Consider the following 12,364-nt stretch of genomic DNA (forward strand, 5'->3'; position numbering starts at 1 on the left):
CATGATTGTCATTTTCGAGGTGACATCAGCCCCGTTCTCTGCGAAAAGAAACGCGATGAGAGACAGGGGCGTTCGTCGACAGACGGGCTGAGAAGCACCCTTCGAACCTGAACCGGATAATGCCGGCGGAGGGAGTCGCTCGGGGTCGCGGCATCGCCCGCACGAACCGCCCCGTGGCCGCCCCCGCCTGAAAGGGGCCATATGCAGACCAAGACCACACCCGGAGCGATGCTGAAGGCGATGCGCGAGAAGCCGCCGCTCGTTCAGTGCATCACCAATTACGTCGCCATGAACATCGCCGCAAATGTTCTGCTTGCCGCGGGCGCCTCGCCCGCCATGGTGCATGCCGCGGAAGAAGCCGGCGAATTCGCCGGGATCGCCAGTGCGCTGACCATCAATATCGGCACGCTGTCGACGCAATGGATCGACGGCATGCAGGCGGCGGCGAAGACGGCGGCCTCGGCCGGCAAGCCCTGGGTGCTCGACCCGGTCGCCCATTATGCAACGGCCTTCCGCCGCAACGCCGTCGCCGATCTCCTGGCGCTGCATCCGACCATCATCCGCGGCAACGCTTCCGAAATCATCGCGCTGGCCGGTGGAGAGAGCCGCGGCCAGGGCGTCGACAGCCGCGACCCGGTCGAGCAGGCGGAAGGTTCGGCGCGATGGCTCGCCGAGCGTCAGCGGGCGGTCGTCGCCGTGACCGGCGCCGTGGATTTCGTCACCGACGGCGAGCGGGCCGTGCGCATCGAAGGCGGATCGGCCTTGATGCCGCAAGTCACCGCGCTCGGCTGCTCGCTCACCTGCCTCGTCGGCGCCTTTGCGGCAACGGCGCCCGAGGACATTTTCGGCGCCACGGTCGCCGCCCTTTCGACCTTCGCCATCGCCGGCGAAGACGCGACACTCGGCGCCGCCGGCCCCGGCTCCTTCTCCTGGCGCTTCCTCGATGCGCTGGCAGCGCTCGACGCCGAAACGCTTGACGCCAGGGCGAGGATATCGGCGGCATGAAGGCTTTCGACCTTTCGCTCTATCTCGTCCTCGACCCCGATCTCTGCGCGGGGATCGGCATGGTGGAAACGGCGCGCCTTGCCGTTGCCGGCGGCGCGACGATGGTGCAACTGCGTGACAAACATGCCGGCACCGCCGGGATGATCGAGACCGGTCGCGCCTTGAAACAGGCGCTTGTCGGGACCGGCGCCCTGCTCGTCGTCAACGACGATGTCGAGGCGGCAATCGCCATCGGCGCCGACGGTCTGCATATCGGCCAGGAGGATATGGACGCGCGCACGGCGCGGACGATGATCGGCCCTGCCATGATCCTTGGCCTCTCGGTCGAGACCGCGGCGCTTGCCGCCGCCGTCGATCCGGATCTGGTCGATTATACCGGCGTCGGGCCGGTGTTTGCGACGCCGACCAAGGCCGATCACAAGCAGCCGATCGGTTTTGACGGTCTTGCCACGCTGGTAAAGGCCTCGCCGGTGCCGTCGGTTGCGATCGGCGGCCTCAAGGCGGATCATGTCGCCCAAGTATTTGCTGCGGGCGCCAAGGGCCTTGCCGTCGTCTCCGCCATCTGCGGTACGCCGGATCCCGAAGCGGCCACGCGCCGCATCGCCGCAGAAATTCGAAAGGCCCGCGCATGATCCGCAACGTTCTCTCCATCGCCGGCTCCGATCCCTCGGGCGGCGCCGGCATCCAGGCCGATCTCAAGGCCTTTTCCGCCCGCGGCGTCTACGGCATGGCGGTGCTGACCGCGCTGACGGCGCAGAACACCCAAGGCGTCAGCGGCGTGCATCTGGTGCCGCCGCAATTCGTCGCCGACCAGATCAATGCCGTCTTTGCCGATGTGCGCGTCGATGCCGTCAAGATCGGCATGATCGCCAATGCCGGCATCGCCGATGCCGTTGCCGGTGCACTGACTGACCACCGCGACATTCCGATCGTCATCGACCCGGTGATGATCGCCAAGGGTGGCGCCGCCTTGCTCGCGCCTGAGGCGGTCGACGTGCTGACCCGCCGGCTGCTGCCGCTTGCGACACTCCTGACCCCGAACTTGCCGGAAGCGGCCGCACTGCTGCACCAGCCGGTGGCGACAAACCGAGCCGAGATGGCGGCGCAGGCCGAACATCTGCGGGCGTTTGGCCCGGCCGCAGTGCTGGTCAAGGGCGGCCATCTCGATAGCGACGAAAGTCCTGACGTCCTTGCCACCGCCGCTGGCCTGCACTGGTTCGAAGCCATGCGCGTGCCGACCAAGAACACGCACGGCACCGGCTGCACGCTCTCCAGCGCGCTGGCCGCCGAACTTGCCAAGGGCGCCTCGGCGCGGGAGGCGGTCGCCATCGCAAAGCAATATCTCGCCGGCGCGGTCGCGGCAGCCGGAAGCCTCACCGTCGGCTCCGGCCACGGTCCGGTGCAGCATTTTCATGCGCTGTGGAAAGACGGCGAATAAGCGCTCGCTCGGCATAGATGCAGCCAATCGAAACGGCCCGGCCCTCCCGGGCCGTTTTTTCGTTCCGCAGCTACTTTGCGTTGAAACCGCAGTTGCAGTGCGGGCAGTCCCTTTGACCTTCTGAAAAACCTTGTTGACAAGCCCGGTCAGATGGCCAAATCTATAACACTAAAAGGGGATACATTCCGCAATAAAGGAATAACTGGAGGAGTGACAGGTGCCAGACCTGCTTGTGAGCTTGTATTCCGCTGAGCTCGCCGACCTGAAACGGAAAGCCGATGATGTCGGCATCTCCATCCGTCCGGCCCTCCCCCCGGAACTGCATCTTATCATCAGCTGGGTTCGCGAACGGTTCAGCGAGAACTGGGCGAGCGAAGTCGCCGTCGCCTTCTCCCGCCAGCCGGTTGCCTGCCTGATCGCCGTCGACGGCGGCAAGCTGCTCGGCTTTGCCTGCTATGACACGACGGCGCGCGGCTTCTTCGGCCCGACCGGCGTCGACCCGGAAGCGCGCGGCAAAGGTATCGGGCTCGCCCTCTTCTCCGCCTGCCTGCAGACGATGAAGACGCTCGGCCACGCCTATGCCTTCATCGGCGATGCCGGGCCAGTCGATTTCTACGCCAAGACCGCAGGCGCAACCATCATCCCCGCCCCCGACAAGGGCATCTACGAAGGCATGCTGAGAAGCACGCCGAAATGACCATCTGATCCCGGAGCTACAGAATTGTCCTCGACCCCGCTCGCCCTTTTCGTCGGCCTTCCCACTCCCACGATTTCGGATGATGAATTCGCCCTTTTTCGCGACGCCAATCCGCTCGGCCTGTTCGTCGGCCGGCGCAATCAGCGCGAGCCGGAGCAGACCAAGCGGCTGATCGCCCGCTTCCGCGAAGCCGTCGGCCGCGACGACGCACCTGTCTTCACCGACCAGGAAGGCGGCCGCGTTCAGCATCTCGATGCCGGCCCCTGGCCGCTCTTTCGCAGCTTCGGCCAGTTTGCCGAACTTGCGCGCCGCGATTTCGATCTCGGCAAAAAAGCACTGCGCCTTTCCTCCCAGGCCATGGGCGCGATGATGACGGAACTCGGCCTTTCCAGCGGCTGCTCGCCCGTTCTCGACCTCGTCTTCGAGACGACGAGCGCGGTCATCGGCGCCCGCTCCTTCGGCCCTGATCCCGATTTCATCGCGGCCCTCGGCCGCGAGGTGGTCGATGGCCTGCTCGAGACCGGCAATATCCCCGTCATCAAGCACATTCCCGGCCATGGCCGTGCGACGCTCGACTCCCACAAGGAGCGGCCGGTGGTCGACGCCAGCCGCGAGACGCTCACCGCGACCGATTTCAAACCCTTCGTCGCGCTGAAGGATACGCCTTGGGCGATGGTCGCCCATGTCGTCTACTCGGCCTATGACGCGGAGCTGCCGGCGTCCGTCTCGCCCATCATGCACGACGTGATCCGCAAGGACATGGGCTATGAGGGCGTGCTGATATCAGACTGCATCTTCATGGAGTCGCTCTCCGGTACCTTGCCGGAACGCGTCAAACAGGTGCTCGACGCAGGCTTCGACATCGCGCTCCACAGCCACGGCGACATTCCGGAAAGCGAAGCTGCCGCCAAGGCCGCCCGTCCGCTGACGGAAGCCGCCCTCAAGCGGATCGTCGCCGGCAAGGCGCGCCTCGGCAATCTCAAAGTCGATGTCCGCGCCGCCCACGCAGAAGTCGAAGACATGTTTGCCAGCGCGCTGGTCTCCTGACCGGCCCGTCAACTCTCACCGCATAAGAAAAGGGGAATAAAACATGAAAAAATATCTTCTTGCCGCCGCCGCGCTGACGCTGCTTTCGGGATCGGCCATGGCGCAGACGATTCTGACGGCGAATATCGAACCGGCGACGACCTGGGTTCGCAACTTCAACCCATTCAACCAGACCTCATCGCGCCAGTCGACGCTCGACTTCATCTACGAGCCGCTGGTTATTTTCAACCGCTTCGACAGCAACAAGCCGGTCTATCGCCTGGCCGAAAGTTTCAAGCTCTCCGACGATCTGAAGAGCATCGAGTTCAAGCTGCGCCCGAACCTGAAATGGTCTGACGGTAAGCCGCTGACCGCAGCCGACGTCAAGTTCACCTATGATTACCTGAAGAAGTTCCCGGCGCTCGACTTCGTCAGCATCTGGACCTTCATCACCGATGTGCAGGCGGTCGACGCCCAGACGGTGCGCTTCACGCTCGCCAATCCGAGCTCGCTCGCCGCCGAGCAGATCTCGCAATTGCCGATCGTCCCGGAACATGTCTGGAAGGATGTCGCCGATCCCGTCACCTTCGCCAACGAAACCCCGGTCGGCAGTGGCCCGCTGACGGAAGTGCCGCGCTTTACCGGCCAGACCTACGACCAGTGCCGCAACCCAAACTACTGGGACAACGAGCACCTGAAGGTCGATTGCATGCGCTTCCCGCAGCTTGCCGACAACAACCAGATGCTGACCGCGACAGCCGACGGCACGCTTGACTGGGGTGTCTCCTTCATTCCCGATATCGACAATGTCTATGTCTCCAAGGATCCGGCGCATTTCCACTATTGGTATTCGCCGAGCAGCATGGTCGCCTTCCTCTTCAACTTGGAAACGGCGAACGAGAACAACAAGAAGGCCTTCAACGATCTGAAGTTCCGCCGGGCTGTCAGCATGGCGCTCGACCGCAAGACGATGATCGACGTCGCCGGCTACGGCTATCCGACGCTGAACGAAGATCCTGGACTGATGGGCGAGCTTTACAAGAGCTGGGCGGACCCGTCCGTCAAGGCCGACTTCGGCAAGTTCGCAACCTATGATGCCGATGCCGCCAAGGCCCTGCTCGACGAGGCGGGCTACAAGGATAAGGACGGCGACGGCTTCCGCGACAATCCCGACGGCACGAAGATTTCCTTCTCGATCATCGTCCCCAGCGCCTGGACCGACTGGATCGACACCGTCAACCTCGCCGTCGAGGGCATGCAGGCAGTCGGCATCGACGCCAAGATCGAAACGCCTGAGGAAGCCGTCTGGACCGGCAACCTCATCAACGGCACCTTCGATGCGGCGATCAACAGCCTGCCGGCATCGGCCTCGCCCTACTATCCTTACAAGCGTGCCTTCAGCGCTTCGGACAAGGGCAAGACCCGCTTCACCGCGCAGCGCTGGTTCAACCCGGAGGTCGAGAAACTCGTCACCGAGTTCACCCAGACCGCCGACCTTGCCAAGCAGAAGGAAGCGATGAACAAGGCGCAGCGCATCGTCGCCGAAAACATGCCGATGATTCCGGTGTTCAACAATCCGAACTGGTATCAGTACAACACCAAGCGCTTCACCGGGTGGTCGACCAAGGAAAACCCCTTCGTCAATCCGTCGATCTCGCGGACCAATCCGGCACGCCTCTTGAACCTGCTCGCTCTCGAGCCGGTCAAGTAAGCATCATGATCTCCGGAAGCGGCGTAGAAAACGCCGCTTCCGCGACGACGGAGTTCCCATGGCTTTCCTGCTTCGCCGCCTCGTCTTCTACATGGCAGCCTTCATCGCGGCAGCGACGATCAATTTCTTCCTGCCCCGGCTGATGCCGGGCGATCCCGTGCAGATCATGTTCTCCAGCGCCGGCACCGAATTGCCGCCGGAAAGCCTGCAGGCGCTGAAGCTCACTTTCGGCTTCGTCGACGGTCCGCTCTGGCAGCAGTACCTCACCTATCTCGGCAGCATCTTCACCGGCGATCTCGGCCGTTCGATCAAATATTTCCCGCTGCCGGTGACGTCGGTGCTCGGCCATGCCCTCCTCTGGACCGTCGGCCTGATGGGAACGGCGACGATTTTCAGCTTCGCGCTCGGCACCTTCCTCGGCATCGTCGCCGCCTGGCGGCGCGGCAGCAGGTTCGATGTCGTCGTCTCGGTAGGCGCGATCTTCGCCACCTCGGTACCGGCCGTCGTCACCTCGCTGATCGTGCTCTTCATTTTCGGCTTCACGCTCGGCTGGTTTCCGAACGGTTATGCCGCCGATCCCTCACTCGATCCGGCCTTCAGCTTGCAATATATCGGCAGCGTCGCCTATCACGGCATCCTGCCGATGGTGACGCTCTGCACCGTGCTGATCGGCGGTTTCACCGTCACCATGCGCAACAACATGATCAACCTGCTCGGTGAGGACTATATCGTCATGGCCCGGGCCAAGGGTCTTTCCAACCGGCATGTGATGCTCTGGTACGCGGCGCGCAACGCCCTGCTGCCAACCGTCTCCAGCCTTGCCATCGCGATCGGCACCATCCTTGGCGGCTCGCTTGTGACGGAGGTCGTCTACAACTATCCCGGCCTCGGCAACATTCTCTACCAAGCAATCCTCGCCCGCGATTATCCCGTCATCCAGGGCCAGCTTCTGATCATGACCGCGACCATGCTGATTGCCAATTTCATCGTCGACGTCAGCTATATCTTGCTCGACCCGCGGCTAAAGGGAGCATGAGATGAAGACCCTGCTTCGAAACCGCAAGGCGCTGGTTGGCCTCGTCATCATCGCCCTCATCGTCATCGTCGCGATCGCCGCGCCGCTGCTCACGCAATACGATCCCGCCGCCCGCACCGGCCGGCCGCATCAGCCGCCGTCGCTCGACCACATCCTCGGCACGACCCGCATCGGCCAGGATGTTTTCGCCCGGCTGATCTACGGCGCCCGTACTTCGCTTGCTGTCGGCTTCGGCGCCGGCCTGCTGATCACCCTCGTCGGCACCGCGCTCGGCATCATCTCCGGCTATCGCGGCGGCAGGACCGACGAGATCATCAGCTTCTTCACCAACATGGTGCTGGTCGTGCCCAACCTGCCGCTGCTCTTGGTGCTCGCCGCCTTCATCGGCCAGGCAAGCCCCCTCGTCATCGCCCTTATCCTCGGCGCCACCTCCTGGGCCTGGGGCGCCCGCGTCACCCGCGCCGAAACGCTCTCCGTCAAGCAGAAGGATTTCGTCAAATCGGCCGAGATGATGGGTGAGCCGCAATGGCGCATCATGACATTCGAGATCTTCCCCAACGTGATTTCAATCGTCGGCATCAATTTCATCGGCAGCGTCATCTTCGCAATCATCACCGAGGCGACACTGGAGTTCCTCGGCCTCGGCGATCCCCGAGCCATCTCCTGGGGCACGATGCTCTATAATGCGCAGAAGGCTTCAGCCCTTTCGGTCGGCGCCTGGTGGGATATTCTCACCCCCTGCTTCGCGCTCGCCTTCCTTGGCATCGGCATGTCGCTGTTGAACTTCGCCGTCGACGAGATCGCCAATCCGCGACTGCGCACCGGCAATCACCTGAAGCGCTGGTCCCTGCTCGTTCGTTCCGGGGAGGGCCGCCTGTGACGCAGCCGCTGCTTTCGGTGAGGAACCTCACCATCGACTATATCGGCGAGGAGAAGGATTTCCGCGCCGTCAACGATGTCAGCTTCGACGTCGCGCCCGGCGAGGTGTTCGGCCTTGCCGGCGAATCCGGCTGCGGCAAGAGCACCATCGCTTTTGCCATCAGCCGCCTGCACAAGCCGCCGGCGCTGATCCGCAAGGAGAGCCGCATCCTGCTCGACGGCCGCGATGTGCTCGGCCTCGACCGGCAGGCGCTCAGCGCCTTCCGCTGGCGCGATGTCGCCATGGTCTTCCAGAGCGCCATGAACTCGCTGAACCCGGTGCTGCGCATCGAGGCGCAGTTCTATGACATGCTGCGCACCCACAAAGGCATGAGCCGTGCGGCGGCCCGCGAGCGTACCGCCGAGATGCTGACGCTCGTCGACATCGCGCCGGACCGCATGCGCGACTATCCGCACCAATTCTCCGGCGGCATGCGCCAGCGCATCGTCATCGCCATCTGCATGGCGCTCGATCCGAAACTCGTCGTCATGGACGAGCCGACGACGGCGCTCGACGTCGTCGTCCAACGCGAGATCCTGCAGCGCATCAACGAACTGCGCCGCCGCTTCGGCTTTTCCGTGCTGTTCATCACCCATGATCTCGGGCTGATGGTGCAGTTCTGCGACCGCATCGGCATCATGCTGTCAGGCCGGCTGGTGGAGCAGAACACGGCCGAGGCGATCTACAGGACGCCCAGGCATGACTACACGAAAAAGCTCTGGGCCTCCTTCCCGTCGCTGCATGGAGGAGTGCTGTTATGACGGATGCCATTCTCGCACTCGATCAGGTGAGCAAGACCTTCGGCCATGGCTCCGGGGCCGTGCATGCGGCACGCGCCATCTCGTTTTCCCTGCATGCCGGCCGCGCATTGGCACTCGTCGGCGAATCCGGCAGCGGCAAGACCACCTGCGCCCGCATGGCGATGCGCGAATATCTGCCGACATCCGGCCGGATCCTCTACAAGGGCCGGCCGGTCGAGGCGGCGAAATCCGCCGAGATCGCCCGCTACCGCCGTTCGGTGCAGATGATCTTCCAGGACCCCTTCGCCTCGCTGAACCCGGCCCATACCATCGCCCATCATCTCCGGCGGCCGCTGAAGCTGCATCGTCCTGACATCAAGGGAACTGAGATCGACGCGACAGTCCGCGAATTGCTGCAGCGCGTCAGGCTCGATCCCGATCTCGTCGCGCCGAAATATCCGCACGAGCTTTCCGGCGGCCAGCGCCAGCGTGTCAACATCGCCCGCGCGCTCGCCGTCAAGCCGGAGGTCATCGTCGCCGACGAGCCGACCTCGATGCTCGACGTCTCCGTGCGCCTCGGCGTGCTGAACCTGTTGAACGAGATGAAACAGGAGATGAAACTCGGCCTGCTCTACATCACCCATGATATCGCCACCGCCCGTTATGTCGCCGAGGACATCGCCGTGATGTATGCCGGCCAGATCGTCGAATGGGGCAGCGTCGCCAAGGTGATCGACAATCCGCTGCATCCCTATACGAGGCTGCTGCTCTCGGCCGTGCCCGATCCCGACGTCCGCTTCGAGGACCCGAAAGCCCGGCTGAGGCCCGACGAAGTGGAGGATATCCGCCGCCGTTCGGCCGTGCCGCAGGATGAGACCGTCGAAGTGGAGCAGGGACATTTCATGCGGATGATCTAAGGCCAGCTTGCTGGCCTCACTCCTCGGCCTATGCTAGGGGGACGGTTCCTTTCATATGAGGCGAAGCCGTCATGCTGCCCTGGATCCAGCTCGATTCCGCGACCATTCCCGGCGAAGGCGGGGAACTCAGGCTGAAACAGCGCGGCAGCGAGTTCTCGATCATGCTCGGCGCCAACGAGCTGATGAACAGCCGCCTCAGCGGCTCGGAGGAAGCGCTGGCAACGCTTTCCTGGGAACGGATCAAGACGCACCCGAAGCCAAGGATTTTGATCGGCGGGCTCGGCATGGGTTTCACCCTGCGCGCCGCCCTCGCCGTCCTGCCTGAAGATGCCGGTGTCACCGTCGCCGAACTGGTACCGGCCGTCGTCGCCTGGGCACGCGGGCCGATGGCGGAGGTCTTCCAGGGTTGCCTCGACGATCCGCGCGTCGGCATCCATCAGGGCGATGTCGGCGAGGCGATCCGCGCCGGCAAGGCTGCCTATGATGCGATCCTGCTCGATGTCGACAACGGCCCCGATGGCCTGACCCGCAAATCCAACGACCGGCTCTATGATTTCGCCGGCCTTCGCGCCGCCCGCGATGCGCTTCGTCCCGGCGGCGTGCTCGCCGTCTGGTCGTCCGGCCCCGACCCGGATTTCACCCGCCGTCTCAAGGACAGCGGCTTTTCCGTCGATGCGGTCAACACCCGCGCCAACGGCAAACGCGGCGGCGCCCGCCACGTCATCTGGCTGGCCGTCAAGCCGGTGAAATGACGCTCAAACGGAAGCAATCCGGCGGGCGGCATTGATGGCCCGGCGGGCGCCGGAGCGCAATTGCGTGGTCTCCGCACCGGCAATGACCAGATCGAAGCCAAATTTCAGCAGTTCGCCGGCTCGTTCGCCATCGCCGGCATAGGCGCAGGCGAATTTGCCGTGAGCGCGGCAGCGCGAAACCGCATGCTGCATGGCGCTGTCGATCTCGGCGGCGTTCGGCGCCACCTGGTCGCCGTTCGACAGTGCGATCGAAAGATCGGACGGACCGACGAAAATGCCGTCGATCCCGGCAACACCCAGGATACCGTCGATTGCGTCGAGCGCCGCCCGGGTCTCGACCATGGCGATGGCGACGGTGAGCGCGTTGGCGTTCTTCAGATAATCATCACCCGACAGGCCGGTATAATTCAGCGCCAGCGACGGTCCCCAGCTGCGTTCGCCGGCGGGCGGGTATTTCGTGGTCCGCACCAGGGCTTGCGCGTCTTCGACCGAATTGATCATCGGCGCGATGATGCCGGAGGCGCCGGCATCGAGCAGGCGCGAGGCGGAAGCAAAATCGCCGACCGGAATGCGCGCCAGCGCCGGCTTGCCGGCAAGCCGCACCTGACCGACGGCGTTCGCCGCCGATGGCATGTCCCACATGCCATGCTGCATATCCAGCACGACGGCATCGAAGGCCTCCTGCGCCAGATGATTGACGAGCGTGGCGTCGGGAATGCCGACCCAGGCGGAGATCATGCCGCCCCGGTGGCTCCTGATCCGCTCCGCAAAGCCGTCGATTTCAGCTGCGCTCATGCCATTCTCCTCACTTCGACAGGCCGTCAGCGGCCAGATATTTCACCTCGAGGAGCTCTTCGGTGTCGAATTTCCTCGAAGCCATGCATGTTCTGCCGGCTCATCCTCTCCGGCGCAGCCGTGAAACGATGATTGTCACGGCAAGCCCGGCTGCAGCCGTGATGCTTCCCCAGAGAATCCAGATGCTCTGGTTGATCATGAAGCTGGATGACGGATAGGGAAAATAGCCGCTTCCCTGGGCGACCCAGATCAGCCCCGAGAGGATCATCAGCAATCCCACGACATATCCAATTGTGCGCCACATGCTTCGGCAACCCTTCTTATGAATCAGTGTCACAATGTCGACCGGCATCGTTGATGACAAGGCTTCTCTCCCAAACGCGACGATATTCCCGAATGTCATGTCCTGCCGACTTCATCCACCAGCCAGGTGCTGAGCCTTTCGCTATGAATATTTGCCGATTGCGGCGGTATCAGCCAGTAACCGCGGTCGGGCGCCTCGAGCGGCGGCCCGGCTTCCACCAGCATATGCGCGGAGAGAAGCGTGTCGACCAGCCCCATCCAGCCGATCGCCACGCCCTGCTCGCTGAGAGCAGCCTGGACGACCAGCGAATAGGTGTTGAAGCTGATATCCCCGCGGCCGGCATGGAGATCGCGCGTGACGGAGAATTCGGCAAGATAGCTTCGCCAATCGAACCAGGGTGGCGGCATCGGCGAATCGAGGTGGATCAGGATCGTCTTGGCAAGCTGCTGCGGATCGTCGAACGGGCCGTTGCGATCGAGAAATCCTCGTGTGCAGACGGGCACGACCTTTTCCTGCAACAGCAGCGATCCGAAGGCGCCGAATTCCGCCCGCGTCCCGAAAACCACCACTACATCTGCGTCGTCACCAAAGCCGGGCTCGAGCCGCTGGGTCGCGACGATCTGTATATCCGTTTCCGGATGAAGCTGGCGAAAGCCATGCATGCGCGGGATCAGCCAAAGGGCTGAAAAAGCATAGTCTGTTCTCAGCCTGACGACCGGTCTTTGAGCCTCGGTGCGGAAGCTGCGCGCCAGCGCATCGATATCACCGACGGTCTTGGCAGCGACCTGGAAAAGCCGCTCGCCCTCCGCGGTCAGCTCGACGCCGCGATGCTGGCGGCGCAACAGGCCGACCCCGAATTGCTCTTCCAGCCGCCGCATCTGATAGCTGACGGCCGGTTGCGTGAGCCCGATACGTGCTGCCGCCGACGAAAAGCTCCCGAGTGTCGCGACCTCGACGAAGATGCGCATCCAGCCAAGCTCGGGCGGGCGGTCTGACATAAAAAATCCTTTAGTCACCCATCGAA

14 protein-coding genes and 1 riboswitch are annotated in these 12,364 nt (G+C 63.6%); of the genes, 11 read left to right on the forward strand and 3 right to left on the reverse strand.

Annotated features, from left to right (window positions below):
* The first annotated feature begins 54 nt into the window (after window positions 1-54).
* Window positions 55-151: riboswitch (TPP riboswitch) on the forward strand.
* Between the two features lie 50 nt (window positions 152-201).
* The 11 genes from thiM to FHT75_RS11185 all read left to right on the forward strand — a co-directional run bounded on the left by thiM (window position 202) and on the right by FHT75_RS11185 (window position 10,241).
* Window positions 202-1,005 carry a hydroxyethylthiazole kinase gene (gene thiM, locus FHT75_RS11135; RefSeq protein WP_097543437.1) on the forward strand — a complete coding sequence of 268 codons (804 nt, stop codon included), beginning with the start codon at window positions 202-204 and terminating at the stop codon, window positions 1,003-1,005.
* On the forward strand, window positions 1,002-1,637 hold the full coding sequence (gene thiE, locus FHT75_RS11140) for a thiamine phosphate synthase (protein ID WP_097630743.1): 636 nt from the start codon (window positions 1,002-1,004) through the stop codon (window positions 1,635-1,637). Before thiM ends, thiE begins: the two co-directional genes overlap by 4 nt.
* Window positions 1,634-2,443, forward strand: a complete 810-nt coding sequence (thiD, locus tag FHT75_RS11145; RefSeq protein WP_097630744.1) for a bifunctional hydroxymethylpyrimidine kinase/phosphomethylpyrimidine kinase — start codon at window positions 1,634-1,636, stop codon at window positions 2,441-2,443. Before thiE ends, thiD begins: the two co-directional genes overlap by 4 nt.
* 217 nt (window positions 2,444-2,660) lie before the next feature.
* Window positions 2,661-3,140: a GNAT family N-acetyltransferase gene (locus FHT75_RS11150; RefSeq protein ID WP_097630745.1), complete on the forward strand. Its 480-nt coding sequence runs from the start codon at window positions 2,661-2,663 to the stop codon at window positions 3,138-3,140.
* 24 nt (window positions 3,141-3,164) lie between these two features.
* Window positions 3,165-4,187: a glycoside hydrolase family 3 N-terminal domain-containing protein gene (locus FHT75_RS11155; RefSeq protein WP_097630746.1), complete on the forward strand. Its 1,023-nt coding sequence runs from the start codon at window positions 3,165-3,167 to the stop codon at window positions 4,185-4,187.
* Between the two features lie 43 nt (window positions 4,188-4,230).
* A complete protein-coding gene (locus tag FHT75_RS11160; protein ID WP_063476046.1) occupies window positions 4,231-5,877 on the forward strand; it encodes an ABC transporter substrate-binding protein in 1,647 nt (548 codons plus the stop codon).
* Window positions 5,878-5,935: 58 nt separating this feature from the next.
* Window positions 5,936-6,913 (forward strand): ABC transporter permease, encoded by a 978-nt coding sequence (locus tag FHT75_RS11165; RefSeq protein WP_097630747.1) that lies wholly within the window; start codon window positions 5,936-5,938, stop codon window positions 6,911-6,913.
* A 1-nt stretch (window position 6,914) separates the two neighbouring features.
* A complete protein-coding gene (locus FHT75_RS11170; protein ID WP_183844810.1) occupies window positions 6,915-7,793 on the forward strand; it encodes an ABC transporter permease in 879 nt (292 codons plus the stop codon).
* Window positions 7,790-8,593: an ABC transporter ATP-binding protein gene (locus FHT75_RS11175; RefSeq protein WP_047614920.1), complete on the forward strand. Its 804-nt coding sequence runs from the start codon at window positions 7,790-7,792 to the stop codon at window positions 8,591-8,593. Before FHT75_RS11170 ends, FHT75_RS11175 begins: the two co-directional genes overlap by 4 nt.
* Window positions 8,590-9,489: an ABC transporter ATP-binding protein gene (locus FHT75_RS11180; RefSeq protein WP_047614919.1), complete on the forward strand. Its 900-nt coding sequence runs from the start codon at window positions 8,590-8,592 to the stop codon at window positions 9,487-9,489. Before FHT75_RS11175 ends, FHT75_RS11180 begins: the two co-directional genes overlap by 4 nt.
* Before the next feature lie 71 nt (window positions 9,490-9,560).
* On the forward strand, window positions 9,561-10,241 hold the full coding sequence (locus FHT75_RS11185) for a spermidine synthase (RefSeq protein ID WP_097622742.1): 681 nt from the start codon (window positions 9,561-9,563) through the stop codon (window positions 10,239-10,241).
* Between the two features lie 3 nt (window positions 10,242-10,244).
* Here the strand turns inward: FHT75_RS11185 and FHT75_RS11190 are convergent, their stop codons facing one another.
* From FHT75_RS11190 to FHT75_RS11200, 3 genes are all read right to left on the reverse strand, one after another.
* On the reverse strand, window positions 10,245-11,036 hold the full coding sequence (locus FHT75_RS11190) for an HpcH/HpaI aldolase family protein (RefSeq protein ID WP_097622741.1): 792 nt from the start codon (window positions 11,034-11,036) through the stop codon (window positions 10,245-10,247).
* 100 nt (window positions 11,037-11,136) lie between these two features.
* The gene (locus FHT75_RS11195) at window positions 11,137-11,340 is read right to left on the reverse strand and encodes a hypothetical protein (protein ID WP_047613481.1); all 204 of its coding nucleotides are present in this window, start codon (window positions 11,338-11,340) and stop codon (window positions 11,137-11,139) included.
* A gap of 95 nt (window positions 11,341-11,435) precedes the next feature.
* Window positions 11,436-12,338 carry a choline sulfate utilization transcriptional regulator gene (locus FHT75_RS11200; protein ID WP_097630749.1) on the reverse strand — a complete coding sequence of 301 codons (903 nt, stop codon included), beginning with the start codon at window positions 12,336-12,338 and terminating at the stop codon, window positions 11,436-11,438.
* Window positions 12,339-12,364: the final 26 nt, after the last annotated feature.

The organism is Rhizobium sp. BK112, assembly GCF_014193215.1.
GTDB classification, from domain to species: Bacteria; Pseudomonadota; Alphaproteobacteria; order Rhizobiales; family Rhizobiaceae; genus Rhizobium; species Rhizobium anhuiense.

Coding starts and splice junctions, on each gene's coding strand:
- FHT75_RS11165 (WP_097630747.1), top strand. CDS start 5,936: ATGGCTTTCCTGCTTCGCCGCCTCGTCTTCTACATGGCAGCCTTCATC.
- thiD (WP_097630744.1), top strand. CDS start 1,634: ATGATCCGCAACGTTCTCTCCATCGCCGGCTCCGATCCCTCGGGCGGC.
- FHT75_RS11170 (WP_183844810.1), top strand. CDS start 6,915: ATGAAGACCCTGCTTCGAAACCGCAAGGCGCTGGTTGGCCTCGTCATC.
- FHT75_RS11200 (WP_097630749.1), bottom strand. CDS start 12,338: ATGTCAGACCGCCCGCCCGAGCTTGGCTGGATGCGCATCTTCGTCGAG.
- FHT75_RS11185 (WP_097622742.1), top strand. CDS start 9,561: ATGCTGCCCTGGATCCAGCTCGATTCCGCGACCATTCCCGGCGAAGGC.
- thiM (WP_097543437.1), top strand. CDS start 202: ATGCAGACCAAGACCACACCCGGAGCGATGCTGAAGGCGATGCGCGAG.
- FHT75_RS11190 (WP_097622741.1), bottom strand. CDS start 11,036: ATGAGCGCAGCTGAAATCGACGGCTTTGCGGAGCGGATCAGGAGCCAC.
- FHT75_RS11195 (WP_047613481.1), bottom strand. CDS start 11,340: ATGTGGCGCACAATTGGATATGTCGTGGGATTGCTGATGATCCTCTCG.
- FHT75_RS11160 (WP_063476046.1), top strand. CDS start 4,231: ATGAAAAAATATCTTCTTGCCGCCGCCGCGCTGACGCTGCTTTCGGGA.
- thiE (WP_097630743.1), top strand. CDS start 1,002: ATGAAGGCTTTCGACCTTTCGCTCTATCTCGTCCTCGACCCCGATCTC.
- FHT75_RS11180 (WP_047614919.1), top strand. CDS start 8,590: ATGACGGATGCCATTCTCGCACTCGATCAGGTGAGCAAGACCTTCGGC.